Origin of the sequence: Corynebacterium sp. SA-MJD20WY100, assembly GCF_039822565.1 — a bacterium.
Taxonomy (GTDB): domain Bacteria; phylum Actinomycetota; class Actinomycetes; order Mycobacteriales; family Mycobacteriaceae; genus Corynebacterium; species Corynebacterium phoceense_A.
Window position 1 is genome coordinate 76,361 of sequence record NZ_JBCJKS010000001.1, and the last position, 14,982, is coordinate 91,342.

Genomic DNA, 14,982 nt, shown 5'->3' on the forward strand with positions numbered 1-14,982 from the left:
CGCACGTCCTGCCGCCATGCGGAAGGTGACGCGAGGCATCGGGACATCGGAAAGCCCTGCAACGCAAAAGCGCCCAGTCTCCCGTGCGGGAGACTGGGCGCTTAAAAGAAGTGCGCTTAGAAATTAAGCGGTGTAGTCCTTGGTGACGGACGGGTCGACCGGGATGCCCGGGCCGGAGGTCGTGGTCATGGTGACCTTCTTGACGTAGACGCCCTTGGAGGAGGACGGCTTCAAACGCAGGATCTCGTCGTAGAGAGCGCCGTAGTTCTCAGCCAGCTTCTCAGCTTCGAAGGATGCCTTACCGAGGATGGCGTGCAGGTTGGAAGCCTTCTCCACGCGGAAGGAGATCTTGCCGCCCTTGACGTCGGCAACAGCCTTGGTGACGTCAGCGGTCACGGTGCCGGTCTTCGGGTTCGGCATGAGACCACGCGGGCCGAGGACGCGGGCCACGCGGCCAACCTTGGCCATCTGGTCCGGGGTAGCGATGGCGACATCGAAGTCGATGTGGCCCTCGTTGATGGCCTCGATCAGCTCGGCGGTACCGACGATGTCGGCGCCAGCAGCCTTGGCCTCGTCAGCCTTCGGACCCTCGGCGAAGACGGCCACGCGGACGTCCTTACCGGTGCCGTTCGGCAGGGAGACGGTGCCGCGAACGAGCTGGTCAGCCTTACGCGGGTCAACGCCGAGGCGGAAGACGACGTCAACGGTGGCGTCGTAGTTCTTGGAGGAGGTCTCCTTGGCCAGCTTGGCGGCCTCGAGCGGGGAGTACAGGCGGGACTTGTCGACCAGTTCGGCCGCAGCCTTGTAAGCCTTAGAGTTGGTGCTCATTTAAGCAATTCCTTTTCGTGGATTGTTGTGGTCTGTGCGGGCCGAAAGCTGGCCCTGCCACATGAAGTTATTAGAGGTTTTACTGCGGCAAGTCGGCCGGAGCACCCTTGACGGTAATACCCATGGAGCGGGCGGTACCGGCGATGATGCGGGCGGCGTTCTCGATGTCGCGAGCGTTGAGGTCCTCGAACTTGGTCTGGCCGATCTCCTTGCACTGATCCCAGGTCACAGAAGCAACCTTGGTGGTGTGCGGGGTGCCGGAGCCCTTCTGCACGCCTGCGGCCTTGAGCAGCAGCTTGGCTGCCGGCGGGGTCTTCAGCTTGAAATCGAAGGAGCGATCCTCGTAGACGGTGATCTCAACCGGGACCACGTTGCCGCGCTGGGATTCCGTTGCAGCGTTGTACGCCTTGCAGAATTCCATGATGTTGACGCCGTGGGCACCCAGTGCCGGGCCGACCGGCGGAGCCGGGTTAGCGGCGCCAGCTTCGATCTGCAGCTTGATGAAGCCAGTAACCTTCTTCTTCGGAGCCATCGAATTACCTCAATTCCTGTGTTACCGGCACCCGCCACGATGAATAACGGGCACCGTCCGGATGCCTGCTTTCGCAGGCCACCGGGGATAAACGATTTACTACGCGCGCAAAAAGCGCACGGTGTTCCATCTTAGAACACCGTGCGCCTGGGACAAAATCGCGTTTGCGCAGGTCGCCGCTTACGCGGCGAGAGTCAAACGAGAGATCGCTTCCGGACTCGCTTAGGAGATGCGCTCGATTTCGTTCGGGGAGAGCTCGACCGGGGTCTCGCGACCGAAGATGGACACGAGGCCCTGCATCTTGCCGGTCTCCGGGTCGATCTCGGAGATAGTCGCGGACACCGAAGCCAGCGGACCAGCCAGGATGGTGACGGCCTCGCCCACCTGGAAGTCGTGGTCGAGTTTCGGTGCAGCCTTCTCCTCCGGCATGGCGATGACCTGCTCGCCGTCGGCGGTGGCGGCAGCAGCCTCGCCGGTGGTGGTCGGGGCGACCTGCGGCATGAGGAACTTGGCTACGTCGCGCGGCTTGACCGGGGTGGCGTTGCCCTCGTTGCCCACGAAAGAGGTGACACCCGGGGTGTCACGAACGACGGACCAGACAGCGTCGTTGATATCCATGCGGACGAGGACGTAACCCGGCAGCAGTTTGTGCTTGACGATCTTCTTTTTGCCGTCCTTGAGCTCCATGCGCTGCTCGATGGGAACGACGACCTCGTAGAGGGAGTCCTCGACCTCAAGGGTCTGGGCACGCATGTCAAGGTTGGTCTTCACCTTGTTCTCGTAACCCGAGTAGCACTGGATGATGTACCACTGGCCCGGCTGCTTTTTCAGCTCGCGAGTGAACGCACGCAGGCGCGTCTTGTACTCGCTGTCGTCCTCAGCGGCAGCCTCGGCGCCGACGGCTGCGGCTGCCTCCTCGGCGGTAGCGGGGGCATCGGCAGCCTCAGCGGACGTCTCGGCGTCTGCGGACTCTGCGGACTCAGCGGCCTCGGCAGCTTCTGCCTCAGCGGCGGCCTGGGCCTCGGCAGTCTGGGCCTGGGCGGCCTGCAGATCGTCTTCGAAGCTCGTGTTCTCCGTAGTGGTTTCAGCAGTGTTGTCGGTGGTGTTCTCTTCGCTCATGGGGTGAGTCTCTCCTCTGCGTGCGGGCGTGTACTGCCCAGGGTAATGAATAATCCCGCCGTCCGGACCGGACAGCGGGATGATGAAGTCACTATGTAAGCAGTCTACCTAAGGTGCGAGGACTGCTTCAACTCCCAGGCCGGTGAGCGAATCCACGCCCCACACAAGCGCCGTGAGAACGATAAGGAAGAGGAAGGTAATGAGCGTGTACTGCACCATTTCCTTCGCCGTGGGCCACACGACCTTCTTCATCTCAGAAACGACCTCGCCTGGGAACGCGGCGGCGCCGCCGCCCGGCTTCTCGTCCTTCTCCGCCGCGGCGCGCTCCACGCGCTTGTTCTCATAAGCGGCAGAGGAGGTGGTCGTCGCCGCGCCGGAGAGCTGGCGCTTGCCGGTCGGGCGGGCTGCGCCGGACTGCGGCTGCTGCTCATCACTCATGGGTGAGATGTCCTCCTGGATTGAAAACCTATAACTTTGTCAACTCTAGCAAAGCTGATAGGAGCGTGAATAATTCCCGCCGGTCAATAAAAGCAAAGAACCCGGCGCGAGGCCGGGTTCTTTGCATTCTGCAGGGGCGACAGGACTCGAACCTGCAACCTACGGTTTTGGAGACCGTTGCGCTACCAATTGCGCCACGCCCCTATGGGCTTGTAGAAGTTGACTCTAGCAGAGCCCATGGCCCCTGCCCCCGCGTGCGGGGAAAGAAACCTGTAGCGATGGCGAGAATTGAACTCGCGACACAGCGATTATGAGTCGCTTGCTCTACCACTGAGCTACACCGCCATATTCACTTAGAACTCCACGCCCCGGGTCCGGAGGAACCCTAGACATGAATGGAGCCCCCTGACAGAATCGAACTGTCGACCTTTTCCTTACCATGGAAACGCTCTGCCGACTGAGCTAAGGGGGCACATCCTCGCCGTTGAAGCTGTGCGATATTTCGCGTGCTCTCCGTTGCGGACTTAGAAAGAGTAACCCACTTTCTTCTCGTTACACAAATCCGCTGTACAGGACGGAAAATATCAGTTTTTAGCCGCCTGTATGCGGTGTGCTTGAATGGATTTATGTTGGATGACAAAGACCGGCAATCAATCGACGCGGCGAAGCTCTATTACGGTTCCGGCCTCTCCCAGGCCGAGGTTGCCGCACGCCTGGGCTTGTCCCGCCCCACCGTCTCCAAACTGTTGGGCCACGCGCTCGAGCGCGGCTTTGTCACCATCACCATCCACGATCCCCGCGAGCGTTCTGACGAACTCGTCGCCCAGCTCACCGCGCGCTTTAAGCTTGCCGATGCCCGCGTGGTCACCACCCCAGCCGGCGGCACCCTTCTCACGGACCTGGGCAGCGCCGGCGCCACGCTCCTCGAGGAACTCGTCCACGACGGCATGACGGTGGGCCTGTCCTGGGGCACGACGATGTGCGCCGTCTCGGAGCATTTGCGCCAGCTGCCCCTCCAGGGCGTGCGCGTGGTGCAGCTCAAGGGCGGGCACTCCCACTCGGAACGTTCCACACGCGACATGGAGACCATGCGCGCTTTCGCCCGCGCCTTCAACGCAACGACGGAGCTCCTCCCGCTGCCCGTGATCTTCGACTCCGCAGAGGCCAAGGACTGGGTGACGCGCGACCGTCACATCGCGAGCGTCCTCGAGCTGGGCCGCAGCGTGGACCTTGCCGTCTTTACCGCCGGCGCCATCGCCCCCGAGTCGCTCGCACTCAACTTGGGCTATCTCTCTGCCGCGGAGACGCAGGAGATCTTGGACCACGCCGTGGGCGACGTGTGCTCGCGCTTCTTCACGCGCACCGGGAACATCGCGGCGTCTGACGTCGACGCACGCACCGTGGGCATCACGCTCGCCGATCTCAAGGGCCGGCCCACCCGCGTCCTCGTGGCCGGCGGCGCCGAAAAAGCCCAGGCCATCCGTATTGCCTTGGAGATGGGACTGGCCACCCACCTCGTCATCGATCATCAGACGGCGCAGCGGGTGCTCGACCTGTGACGCACACGCTGCACAACTGTCAATTTAGCTATTGACATTCGTTCTCCACGGTCTCGGCTTGAGGGTGACAGTACTTCTACTTCACCCCGCGTGATCGACTCAAGGAGACACACATCATGGCCGCTTTGCACAGCACCGAAGGTCTTTCCACCCCGCACATCAACCCCAAGGGCGTCGACATCGCAGACACCATTCTGCTGCCCGGCGATCCCCTCCGCGCCAAGTTCATCGCAGACACCTTCCTCGAAGACGTCGTCCAGTTCAACGAGGTCCGCAACATTCTGGGCTTTACCGGCACCTACCAGGGCACGCCGGTCTCCGTCATGGGCACCGGCATGGGCATGCCCTCCATCGGCATTTACTCCTGGGAGCTCATCCACACTTTCGGCGTGAAGAACCTCGTCCGCGTCGGTTCCATCGGCGCCATGCAGGAAAACATCGACCTCCACGACGTCATCGTCGCCGCCTCCGCCTCCACCGATTCCAACTTCCTGTCGCAGTACAACCTGCCCGGCACCTGGGCGCCCACCGCCTCGTGGCGCCTGCTCAAGGGCCTCGTCGATGAGGCCGAGCGCCAGGACGCCCGCATCCACGTGGGCAACATCTTGAGCTCCGACATTTTCTACAACTTTGACGACTCCGTCAACGCCCGCTGGGCCGCCATGGGTGTCCTCGGCGTCGAGATGGAATCCGCCGCCCTCTACGCCACCGCCGCCGAAGCCGGCGTCGACGCCCTCGGCCTCTTCACTGTCTCGGACAACCTCGTCTCCGACTCGCACCTGTCCGCCGAGGAGCGCCAGACGGCCTTCCACACCATGATGCAGCTCGCCCTCCCGCTTGCCGCTCTCTCCTAGCCTTCCGCCCTCAAGGGAAAACCATGTCCAACGTGCAAACCACCCCGGACGGCACTCGGGTCAATCCCAAGGCCGCCGTCCCCATCCTGCTCTTTGTCTTCGTCTTCTCGCTCGTCATTGACAACGGCTTTAAGACGATGACCATGCCCATGGCTGCGGGCCTGGGCATCTCCGATAACACCGCGAGCCTCCAGGCCTCGCTCGCTGGCGTCATCATCGGCATCGGCGCCGTCGTCTACTCGGCGCTCGCGGACTCCATCTCCATCCGCAAGCTCATGCTCACCGGCGTCATCCTCATCGCCGTGGGCTCGGCCATCGGCTTTATCTTCTCCGGCTCGTGGCCCATGGTCCTTGCCGGCCGCCTCATCCAGACCACCGGCCTCGCCGCGGCGGAGACTCTCTACGTCATCTACGTCACGAAGCACCTGAGCGAAGACGACCAGAAGACCTACCTCGGTTTCTCCACCGCCGCTTTCCAGGCCGGCCTGCTCATCGGCGCGCTGACCTCCGGCTTCGTGTCCACGTATATCTCGTGGACCGCGATGTTCCTCATCCCGCTCGTCCTCCTGCTCACCATCCCGCCGATCATCAAGATGGTTCCGGAGGACGAGGCCGTGGAGGGCCACCTCGATGCCCTCGGCCTGTTCTACATCGCGCTGTTCGCGACCTCGCTCATCATGTTCACCCAGGCGTTCAAGCCCCTGTGGCTCATCCCCACCGTGCTGGGCGTCGTCCTCTTTGCCGTCCACATCCGCCGCGCACACTACCCGGTCGTAACCACGGAGTTCTTCACCAACGGCCGCTACATCTGGACCATCGTCATGGTCTTCTTCGTCTACTCGACGCAGATGGGTTACATCTTCCTGCTGCCCTACGCGGCCCAGGATTACCACGGCCTGAGCATTGACGAAGCCAGCCTGCTCATGATCCCGGGCTACGTGTGCGCCATCCTCGTGGGCATCTTCTCCGGCAAGATCGGCCACGTCATATCCTCGCGCGCCACGGTGTACACCGGCATGGCCATGATCATCGGCTCGCTCATCGTCAATGCTCTTTTCGCCCACGCCCATATCGCGGTCCTCGTCGTTACCACCATCGCGTTCGCCTCCGGCTTCGCGCTGCAGTACGCGCCGCTGGTCAACACGGCTCTGCGCAACATCACCGCGCAGAAGTCCGGCATCGCCATCGGTTTCTACAACCTCACCATCAACATCGCCATCCCGCTGGGCATCGCGTACACCGCGAAGCTGCTCGATGCGACCGAGGGCTACACCACCGCGCTGTGGGTGCTCTCTGCCGTCGCCGCCCTCGGCGCCATCATCTACGTCCTCAGCGACCAGGCTATGGCTAAAAACGAATCTAAGGAGTCCCTCCATGTCTAACCAGATTGCACAGCTCATCGACCACACCCTCCTCAAGCCCGAGGCCACCGCGGACCAGGTCAAGGACCTCATCAAGGAGGCCGCCGAGCTCGGCACCTACTCCGTGTGCATCTCGCCCTCCCAGCTGCCCGTTGAGGTCCCCGAGGGCCTCCACGTCGCCACCGTCGTCGGCTTCCCGTCCGGCGCCGTGAAGTCCGAGATCAAGGCCGCCGAGGCCGCCCGCGCCGTCCAGGACGGCGCCGAGGAAGTCGACATGGTCATCAATATCGCGCTCGCCGTCGAGGGCCGCTTCGACGAGCTGCAGGCCGATATCCAGGCCGTACGCGACGCCATCCCCGGTAAGGTCCTCAAGGTCATCCTCGAAACCGCCGCGCTTTCCGATGCCGCCATTGAGGGCGCTTGCCGCGCCGCCGAGGCCGCAGGGGCTGACTTCGTGAAGACCTCCACCGGCTTCCACCCGGCCGGTGGTGCCAGCGTTCACGCCATCGAGATTATGCAGGCCACCGTGGGCGGTCGTCTGGGTATTAAGGCTTCCGGTGGTATCCGCACGGCTGCCGATGCCCTCGCCATGGTCAACGCCGGTGCCACCCGCCTGGGCCTGTCCGCGTCGAAGAAGATCCTCACAGAATTCGCAGCACAGGACGCACAGGAGGCATAAAATGCCCATCTCCGAAGAGCTTCTCACCACCGCCCGCACCTGGGCCGAGCACGACCCGGACCCGGAAACCCGCGACCAGATCAACGCGTGGATCGCTGCCGAAGACGCTGAGGCTCTCGAGGCCGCCTTCGCCGGTCCCCTCGCCTTCGGCACCGCCGGCCTGCGCGCCGCCGTGGGCGCGGGCGAGTCCCACATGAACCGCGCCGTCGTCATCCGCACGACCCACGGCCTCGTGACGTGGCTCAAGAACCAGGTCGACACACCTAAGGTCGTCATCGGCTGCGACGCTCGCCACGGCTCCGCACAGTTCCAGCAGGACGCCGCCGAGGTCATCTCCGCCGCGGGCGGCCAGGCCCTCGTACTCCCCGCGAAGAACCCGACGCCGCTCACGGCCTTTACGGTCAAGGCGCTCGGCGCCGACGCCGGCATCATGGTCACCGCCTCGCACAACCCGCCAGCGGATAACGGCTACAAGGTCTACCTAGGTGGCCGCGTCGCCACCGGTGACGCGGAGGGCGTCCAGCTCGTCTCCCCCGCCGACACGGAGATCGCCGCCGCCATCGCCGCAGCACCCTGTGCGGACGAGGTCGCCCGCGACGACGCCCACATCGAGCACGTCGACACGCGCGCCGAATACCTCGCTCGTGCCGCCATGCTCGTCGGCCCCAACGCGGATGTCACCATCGCACTCACAGCCATGCACGGCGTCGGCGCAGCCCTCGGCGAGGAGCTGCTCACCCGTTGCGGATTCACTGTCTCCCTCGTGCCCGAACAGGCCGAGCCGGACCCGGACTTCCCGACGGTCTCCTTCCCGAACCCCGAGGAGCCCGGCGCCCTCGACTTGGGCAAAGCACACGCGAAGAAGATCGGTGCCGACATCCTCATCGCCTACGACCCGGACGCTGACCGCTGCGCGGCTGCGGTTCCCGACGCCGCCGCCGAGGGCGGCTGGCGGCAGCTCACCGGCGACGAGACCGGCGCCCTCCTGGGCGATTACCTCGCCCGCCGCGGCGTCCCCGAAGGTGCCTCTTTCGCCAACTCGCTCGTGTCGTCCCGCCTGCTTGGCCGTGTCGCCGCGAATTACGGCATCCACCACGAGGAAACCCTCACGGGCTTCAAGTGGATCGCCCGCACGCCGAACCTCGCGTTCGGTTACGAAGAAGCCATCGGGTTCTGCCCCGACCCGCAGGCCGTGCGCGACAAGGACGGCATAGCGACTTCTGTCGTGCTCGCCAGCCTCGCCGCCGAGTGCAAGACCGCCGGCATCACGTTGCTCGACCGCCTCGCCGAGATTCACGAGACCGTGGGCGCGCTCTACACGCAGCCGCTCACCTTCCGCGTCGAGGATCTCAGCATCATCTCCACCGCGATGGAGAAGGTTTCCACGACCCCGCCCACCGAGCTGGCCGGCTCCCCCATTGCCACGGTCGAGAAGTTCGCCCAGGGTTCGAAGTTCTTCACGGAAAACGATGACCGCGTCATCGTCCGCCCGTCCGGCACCGAACCCAAGCTCAAGTGCTACCTCGAGTCTCCCGACCGCAAGCGCCTCGACGCCATTGCCGCAGATCTGCGCGAGTACTTCGGCATCTAACGTCCCCGCATAAAATCCTCTGCTCTCGCAGGGGATTTTATGCGTCTAGGTCACTCGTCAACTCCGAGATCCATTGCCGTACCTCGGCTAAGCACTGTGAAGTCACTTCGCCGACATTGCCATCGAGCCGGACTACCGAACACGCCTTAATCTGTTCTGCCATTGCCCACGAGGGAGGCGCATCCACCTCGTCCTGATATTCCACTGCAATGTGGTTATGCCATCCTCGATCTTTGGTCGTTAACGGCACCCCAATAAATAAGGAATCGATGAGACCGGAAAAATAGTCATTTGACACGACAAGCACAGGACGACGACCTGCTTGTTCCCTTCCCATCGCCGGGATCGCTGGGTCTGGCTTCAACCACCAGACCTGTCCCTCCATAACACTTTCCGGATCCTCGCATGGCAGTTGAGCTGCCGTCGTTGCCATCTCAATCCCACCTCCCCGACTGCCAGTCAAGGAATTCCTCGTAATACTCGTCATCCGGGGGATTACGACGAATCGCTTCACGAGCGGCTAATTTCATTCTCCGTCGACGTTCCCTTCCAGCTAAATCTGCAAGTAGTTCGCCAAGCGTTTGATCGTCGGCTTTCGCCAGGGCCTTAAGCTCATCACGGAGTTCGGTATCAACGCGGATAGTTGTCATAGTCATACAAAAAGTATGACTCTGTCCCAGGTGTTCGTCAATTGCGGTGTCATTATGTGTTGTCGTTGAGGCAGTCATACCCCATTAGACTGAGCTTCGACGCCAAAGGTTCCTGCCCTCGCTCTCGCCGCCGGGCTAGCCATCGTCCTAGGCTGGGATGCGCTGCCTGACCCGCTCCCCCAACACTTCAGCGGGAGGGGCGAACCGGATGCATGGATGGCCAAGACCTATCGCAACGCCGTCGGCATGGCGGTTCTCATGCCCACCATACTCACCGTGGTCTCCGCAGGTGCCCTCGCGCTCACGCAGCAAGCTGCACAGTCCGCAGAAGACTCCTACCCGAAACCTGACCCGGTCGACCTCGAACGCACGCGCACCCAGACCGCGCTCCTTTTACCGGTGATAGCGCGCTGGATGTTCGCTCTCGCCGCCGTATGCACATCCGCCATCATGGCTGGACTCTTCGGCATTGGCAGCGCTCCTTTCAGCATGCCAGCCCTGCTCTTCGCGATTGTGGCGCTATGCGGATGGTTGCTCTGGGATATCAAGTCCATCAACGATCGTCTCGATGCCGATTACCCCACCGCGCAGATGACTGGGAAGATGAAGTGGGGAATGCTCTACTACGACCCCGCCGAGCCGCACGCGATGGTGTCCCACCCCAACGGTTCGTCCTCACTCAATTTTGCCCAGAAGAAAGCTTGGTGGCTGCTCGCCGCATTGCTTGCCCCGACGGCGTTTATACTTGTTCTCGTCATCTTCGCGGCGTGAGCGAACACGCAGAAACCCCGCGCCTTCCTGATGGAAAGCGCGGGGTTTATCTGTGCCAGGTAGAAGATTCGAACTTCTGAAGGCAATGCCGGCGGATTTACAGTCCGCTCCCTTTGGCCGCTCGGGCAACCTGGCGTGCACCTTGCGGTGCGAGAGATAACTTTACTAAGTGCTGGGACGTTCGCCAAATCGGCAGGGTATCTGCCATTTCGCCGCGTCTCCGCTGCGTTTTCAGCAACCTAGCCCACGCGCTTGACGGTGTACTCCGCCAGCCGGCGCAGCGCTGCGGTCGCAGAATTCTGCGGCAGTGAATCGAGCTCGTGCTCCACCTCGTCGAGGTAACCCTGCACGGCTTCGAGCGCCTGCTGGCGTCCCGTGGAGGCATGGAGGAGCTCCAGGGCGCGGTCCACGGCGGCATCGGAAGTCAGCGGGCCCGTAAGCAGACCACGCAACTCCTCACCCACCGGGGTATCTTCCTCGAGCGCGTAGAGCACCGGCAGGGTGAACACGCCCTCGCGCAGGTCCGTGCCCGGGGTCTTACCGGAGTCCTTCGGGTCGGAGAAGATGTCAATGATGTCGTCGACGATCTGGAAAATCATGCCCACGAGCGAGCCGATCTTGCGCAGCGTGGTGGCATGCTCCAGAGTGGCACCCGAGTGGTAGGCGCCAAGGTAGGCCGCCGAGGCGATGAGAACGGCGGTCTTCTCACGGATGACGGCCGTGTAGTGCTCGATGGCATTGGCCTCGCCCGCGCCGATGGTCTCACGCATCTGGCCGGTGACGAGTTCCTCGAAGGTATCCGCGAAGTGCGCCACCGTGTGGGTGTCGAGCTGCGACATGAGGCGCGAGGCGTGCGCGAGCAGCGCATCGCCAGCGAGGATGGCCACGGAGTTCGACCACCGGGAGTTCGCGGACTGCACGCCACGGCGGCGGTCAGCCTCGTCCATGACATCGTCGTGATAAAGCGTTGCCACGTGGACCATCTCCACCGACGTCGCCGCAGTAATGACGTCCGGACAGCCTGGACGCTCGCCATACTCGGAAGCCAGCAGTGCCATCATGGGACGGAAACGCTTGCCACCAGCAGCGGTGAGGTGCAGTGCCTTCTCGCTCACAAAACTTTCGCCGCGATCGATTTCCTCACGCAGGCGGGCTTCCACAGCGGCGACGCCTTCGGCCACACGCGCGGTCAGCTGCGAGTCACCCAGGTCCACTGTGTTGTCGCCCTTGCTCATATTTGTACTGATCCTTTTGTGGCAGTCGTTGACGTCAATAATCTCCTACTAACCTAGTCCACTTGCGGGGTTGAGACATAGTTGAGGTGCCCGCTCTGCCACAATGGGTTTCATGCCCCAGCTTTTTGATGTAGCAATCGTCGGCGCCGGTCCCGCTGGCGCGGCGGCCGCCATCCACGCAGCCCGCGCCGGACACTCGGTGGCGCTCCTCGATTCCGCCGCCTTCCCCCGCGATAAGACCTGCGGCGATGGGCTTACCCCGCGCGCTATGCATCAACTGGATCTCCTCGGCATCAAGGTCAACCCGAGCTACCGCAACCACGGCCTCAAGCTCCACGGCTACGGCGGCTCCGTCACGGCGCCCTGGCCCGACACATACCCGACGAACGAGGGCACGGCACTTCCCCGCCACGAGTTCGACGCGCTCCTCGTACGTGAGGCCGTCGCCAGCGGGGCAACACTGCTCCACGGCACGGCCGCCGCGCCTGAGCTGGACGGAAACCGGATCATCAGTTTTTCTGTCGTTGATGGTTCGGGCGCCACGGACACCATGAAAGCCCGGTGGGTCATCGTCGCCGACGGCGTGCGCTCCACCTTCGGCAAGCAGCTCGGCCGCACGTGGCACAAAGACGAGGTGTACGGCATCGCGGCGCGCTCGTATTCCTCTTCCCCTCGCGCCAGCGAGGGCTGGATGCACTCGCACGTCGAGCTCAAGGACGCCGACGGCGTGGTCCAGCCCGGCTACGGCTGGATCTTCCCGCTGGGCGCGGAGCTCGGCCACGTCAATATCGGCTTAGGCGCGCTGTCCACAAAGTCCCGCCCCGCGAAGATCAACACCAAGAAGCTCCTGGAGACCTACGCCGCGCAGCAGCGCGCTGAGTGGGGTCTGGGACCGGTAGAAAAGGTGGCATCGGCAGCGTTGCCCATGGGCGGTGCCGTAAGCACCGTCGCGGGTGCGAACTGGATGCTCATCGGCGACGCCGCCGCGTGCGTCAACCCACTCAACGGCGAGGGCATCGACTACGGGCTGGAGACCGCCGCCATGGCCGTCTCCCTGTTGGGAGGAAAGGACTTCACTCTCGTGTGGCCGGACCGCCTGCGCGCTGCCTATGGCGAGGCTTTCGTGCTCGCCCGCACCGCCGCACGGCTGCTTACGTACCCACAGTTCCTCCCCGTCGCGGGCCCTGTCGCCCTGCGCGGCCCCGTGGGCCGCATGCTCATGCCCGCTGCGGCGCGGCTCATGGGCAACCTCGTCACGGACGAGGACCGCGATCTCATCGCGCGCGCCTGGAAACTGGCGGGTCACGGCGTGGCGTGGGCGCGCCGTGACACCCCACTGTGGTCTTAAGGGATTTCACATCAAACAAGCCTTCAGATCCGCGTGGATCTGAGGGCTTCGTTGTCGTGAACTGCCGGAACTACGCCGGTTTGACCGCGCTGTGCAACGCCACGATCCCTCCGGTGAGGTTCTGCCAATTCGCACCCGTCCAGCCGTTACGGTTAATGGCAGCGGCGAGTTCCTTTTGCTCCGGCCACGCGCGGATCGACTCGGCGAGGTAGACGTACGCGTCCGGATTCGAGGACACGAGGCGCGCGACCGGCGGGAGCAGGCGCATAAGGTATTCCTTGTACACCGTGCCAAAGATCGGAATGACGGGCTTGGAGAACTCCGCCACAGCCAGGCGGCCACCGGGCTTGGTGACGCGGGCCATCTCGCGCAGGCCGAGCTCGAAGTCGTGAATATTGCGCAAGCCATAAGAGATGGTCACGGCGTCAAACGTGTTGTCCGCGAAGGGCAGCTGCATGCCGTCGCCCGCGACCTTGGGCACGTTGCGCTCCTTGCCCGCCGCGAGCATGCCGCGCGAGAAATCGCAGGCCACGCACCAGGCGCCGGACTTGGCCAGCTCCACCGTAGACACGGCGGTGCCAGCGGCGAGATCGAGGACCTTCTCCCCTGGCTGCAGGCCGAGACGCTCACGTGTGCGCTTACGCCAGAGGCGGTCCTGTCCGAAGGAGAGGACGGTGTTCGTGATGTCGTAGTTCTTGCCCACGCCATCGAACATCTTCGCCACGTCTGCGGGGTCTTTGTCGAGATCTGCCTTGAGGTTAAATTTCGCCACGGAAAACCAGTCTAGGCCACGCGCGCGCCCAGAGCGCGGGCGGCCCAGCGCGGCAGCTCCGGGCGCTGGCCGATGATGGTCAGCGGCACGCGGCGCGTGTCCTCAAGGACTTCCTCGTAGGAGTCCAGGAGCTGGCGGCACAGCGCGTCCCACGTCTTATTCGCAATGGAGGCGCGGGCGTTCTTGCGCAGTTCCGTGTGGATCTCCGGGTTCAGCAGCGCGTCCACGGCGCCGGGCAGGTCCTCGACGAAGGTGTCGACGTCGAGGAGCAGGCCGTTGTAGCCTTCCTCAATCAAATCGATGGGGCCGCCAGCGCGCGGGCCGATGGTGGGCACGCCCGAGGCCTGCGCCTCCTGGATGGCCTGACAGAAGGTCTCGAACTCACCAGCATGAACGAAGATATCGAGCGAGGCGTACGCCTGCGCGAGCTCCTCGCCGCCGAGTGCGCCGAGGAAGATCGCGTGCGGCAGCTGGGCCTCGAGGAGCGGGCGCTCGGGACCATCGCCGACGATGACGACCTGAATATCGGAACGCTCATCGAGCCCGTCCAAGCGGTGCACGCCCTTCTCCGCGGCGAGGCGCCCCACGAAGCCCACAATCTTCTTCGAGTCCGTGGGATCCCACTGGCGGCGCAGTTCTTCCGAGCGCTTGGAGGGATGGAAACGCACCGCGTCCACGCCGCGGCCCCAGTGGCGCACGTTCTTGATGTTGTGTTCTTCCAGGTCCGCGATGGTGGGCGAGGACGGCGCGAGCGTCATCTGGCAGGAATTGTGGATGGTGCGCAGCCACTCCCACACGCCGTAGGCCAGCGCGGAGGCGTGGTACTTCGTGGCGAAGCCGGCCACGTCCGTTTGGTAAAGCGCGACGGCCGGGATGCGCTGCTGACGCGCGACGAAGGCGCCGGCCGCGCCGAGCACGAACGGGCTGGCCAGGTGAATGATGTCCGGCTGAAAGTCACGAATGGCGCCATCCACGGCGGAGGTGGGCACGCCCACCGGCAGGGAATCCACAAGCGGGACCTTCACCGTGGGCACGCGATGGATGGGAAAGCCCAGGTAATCCGGGATCTCTTCCTGGCCCTCGCGCGCGCCCGGCGCCACAACGATGGCCTCGTGTCCTTCCGCATGCAGGTACTCCAGGACGCGCAGCACAGAGTTGGTTACTCCGTTGACGTTGGGCAAGAAAGATTCAGCAACAATGGCGACACGCATGTGTTATACCTTTACAGGTCGAAGAAACCAGTGG

General features: G+C 63.6%; 15 protein-coding genes, 4 tRNA genes and 1 pseudogene. 7 read left to right on the forward strand and 13 right to left on the reverse strand.

Annotated features, from left to right (window positions below; genetic code table 11):
- Window positions 1-123 precede the first annotated feature (123 nt).
- The 7 genes from rplA to ABJ196_RS00375 all read right to left on the reverse strand — a co-directional run bounded on the left by rplA (window position 124) and on the right by ABJ196_RS00375 (window position 3,389).
- Window positions 124-828, reverse strand: a complete 705-nt coding sequence (rplA, locus tag ABJ196_RS00345; protein WP_347304729.1) for a 50S ribosomal protein L1 — start codon at window positions 826-828, stop codon at window positions 124-126.
- A gap of 79 nt (window positions 829-907) precedes the next feature.
- The gene (rplK, locus tag ABJ196_RS00350) at window positions 908-1,360 is read right to left on the reverse strand and encodes a 50S ribosomal protein L11 (RefSeq protein WP_347304730.1); all 453 of its coding nucleotides are present in this window, start codon (window positions 1,358-1,360) and stop codon (window positions 908-910) included.
- A gap of 222 nt (window positions 1,361-1,582) precedes the next feature.
- Window positions 1,583-2,479 (reverse strand): transcription termination/antitermination protein NusG, encoded by an 897-nt coding sequence (gene nusG, locus ABJ196_RS00355; RefSeq protein WP_347304731.1) that lies wholly within the window; start codon window positions 2,477-2,479, stop codon window positions 1,583-1,585.
- A gap of 108 nt (window positions 2,480-2,587) precedes the next feature.
- Entirely contained in the window at window positions 2,588-2,917 is a 330-nt protein-coding gene (gene secE, locus ABJ196_RS00360) for a preprotein translocase subunit SecE (protein ID WP_347304732.1), read from the reverse strand.
- A 131-nt stretch (window positions 2,918-3,048) separates the two neighbouring features.
- Window positions 3,049-3,121 (reverse strand) — tRNA-Trp (locus ABJ196_RS00365).
- A gap of 69 nt (window positions 3,122-3,190) precedes the next feature.
- Window positions 3,191-3,262 (reverse strand) — tRNA-Met (locus tag ABJ196_RS00370).
- Window positions 3,263-3,313: 51 nt separating this feature from the next.
- A tRNA-Thr gene (locus ABJ196_RS00375) sits at window positions 3,314-3,389 on the reverse strand.
- Between the two features lie 154 nt (window positions 3,390-3,543).
- Between ABJ196_RS00375 and ABJ196_RS00380 the strand changes: the two genes are divergently transcribed.
- From ABJ196_RS00380 to ABJ196_RS00400, 5 genes are all read left to right on the forward strand, one after another.
- On the forward strand, window positions 3,544-4,476 hold the full coding sequence (locus ABJ196_RS00380) for a sugar-binding transcriptional regulator (protein ID WP_347304733.1): 933 nt from the start codon (window positions 3,544-3,546) through the stop codon (window positions 4,474-4,476).
- A gap of 116 nt (window positions 4,477-4,592) precedes the next feature.
- The gene (gene deoD / locus ABJ196_RS00385) at window positions 4,593-5,330 is read left to right on the forward strand and encodes a purine-nucleoside phosphorylase (RefSeq protein WP_347304734.1); all 738 of its coding nucleotides are present in this window, start codon (window positions 4,593-4,595) and stop codon (window positions 5,328-5,330) included.
- Window positions 5,331-5,353: 23 nt separating this feature from the next.
- Window positions 5,354-6,712, forward strand: coding sequence for an MFS transporter (locus ABJ196_RS00390; protein WP_257071496.1), 1,359 nt, complete (start codon window positions 5,354-5,356; stop codon window positions 6,710-6,712).
- Window positions 6,705-7,370 carry a deoxyribose-phosphate aldolase gene (gene deoC, locus ABJ196_RS00395; protein WP_347304735.1) on the forward strand — a complete coding sequence of 222 codons (666 nt, stop codon included), beginning with the start codon at window positions 6,705-6,707 and terminating at the stop codon, window positions 7,368-7,370. Before ABJ196_RS00390 ends, deoC begins: the two co-directional genes overlap by 8 nt.
- A 1-nt stretch (window position 7,371) precedes the next feature.
- On the forward strand, window positions 7,372-8,961 hold the full coding sequence (locus tag ABJ196_RS00400) for a phospho-sugar mutase (protein ID WP_347304736.1): 1,590 nt from the start codon (window positions 7,372-7,374) through the stop codon (window positions 8,959-8,961).
- Window positions 8,962-8,998: 37 nt separating this feature from the next.
- Here ABJ196_RS00400 and ABJ196_RS00405 read toward each other — a convergent pair whose 3' ends face one another.
- Entirely contained in the window at window positions 8,999-9,394 is a 396-nt protein-coding gene (locus ABJ196_RS00405) for a type II toxin-antitoxin system PemK/MazF family toxin (RefSeq protein WP_347304737.1), read from the reverse strand.
- Between the two features lies 1 nt (window position 9,395).
- Window positions 9,396-9,689, reverse strand: a complete 294-nt coding sequence (locus ABJ196_RS00410) for a hypothetical protein (RefSeq protein WP_347304738.1) — start codon at window positions 9,687-9,689, stop codon at window positions 9,396-9,398.
- A gap of 51 nt (window positions 9,690-9,740) precedes the next feature.
- Here ABJ196_RS00410 and ABJ196_RS00415 point away from each other — a divergent pair.
- A pseudogene (locus ABJ196_RS00415) lies at window positions 9,741-10,382 on the forward strand (DUF1648 domain-containing protein); the annotation flags it as partial.
- A gap of 53 nt (window positions 10,383-10,435) precedes the next feature.
- On the opposite strand, the gene ABJ196_RS00420 reads toward ABJ196_RS00415, so the two are convergent.
- Window positions 10,436-10,517 (reverse strand) — tRNA-Tyr (locus ABJ196_RS00420).
- A 104-nt stretch (window positions 10,518-10,621) separates the two neighbouring features.
- Entirely contained in the window at window positions 10,622-11,617 is a 996-nt protein-coding gene (locus ABJ196_RS00425) for a polyprenyl synthetase family protein (protein WP_347304739.1), read from the reverse strand.
- Window positions 11,618-11,729: 112 nt separating this feature from the next.
- On the opposite strand from ABJ196_RS00425, the gene ABJ196_RS00430 reads away from it, so the two are divergent.
- Complete coding sequence (locus ABJ196_RS00430; RefSeq protein WP_347304740.1) at window positions 11,730-12,965, forward strand: geranylgeranyl reductase family protein; 1,236 nt, start codon at window positions 11,730-11,732, stop codon at window positions 12,963-12,965.
- Between the two features lie 70 nt (window positions 12,966-13,035).
- Here ABJ196_RS00430 and ABJ196_RS00435 read toward each other — a convergent pair whose 3' ends face one another.
- Both ABJ196_RS00435 and ABJ196_RS00440 read right to left on the reverse strand, forming a co-directional pair.
- Complete coding sequence (locus tag ABJ196_RS00435) at window positions 13,036-13,737, reverse strand: demethylmenaquinone methyltransferase (RefSeq protein ID WP_347304741.1); 702 nt, start codon at window positions 13,735-13,737, stop codon at window positions 13,036-13,038.
- 11 nt (window positions 13,738-13,748) lie between these two features.
- The gene (locus ABJ196_RS00440) at window positions 13,749-14,948 is read right to left on the reverse strand and encodes a glycosyltransferase family 1 protein (RefSeq protein ID WP_347304742.1); all 1,200 of its coding nucleotides are present in this window, start codon (window positions 14,946-14,948) and stop codon (window positions 13,749-13,751) included.
- Window positions 14,949-14,982 lie beyond the last annotated feature (34 nt).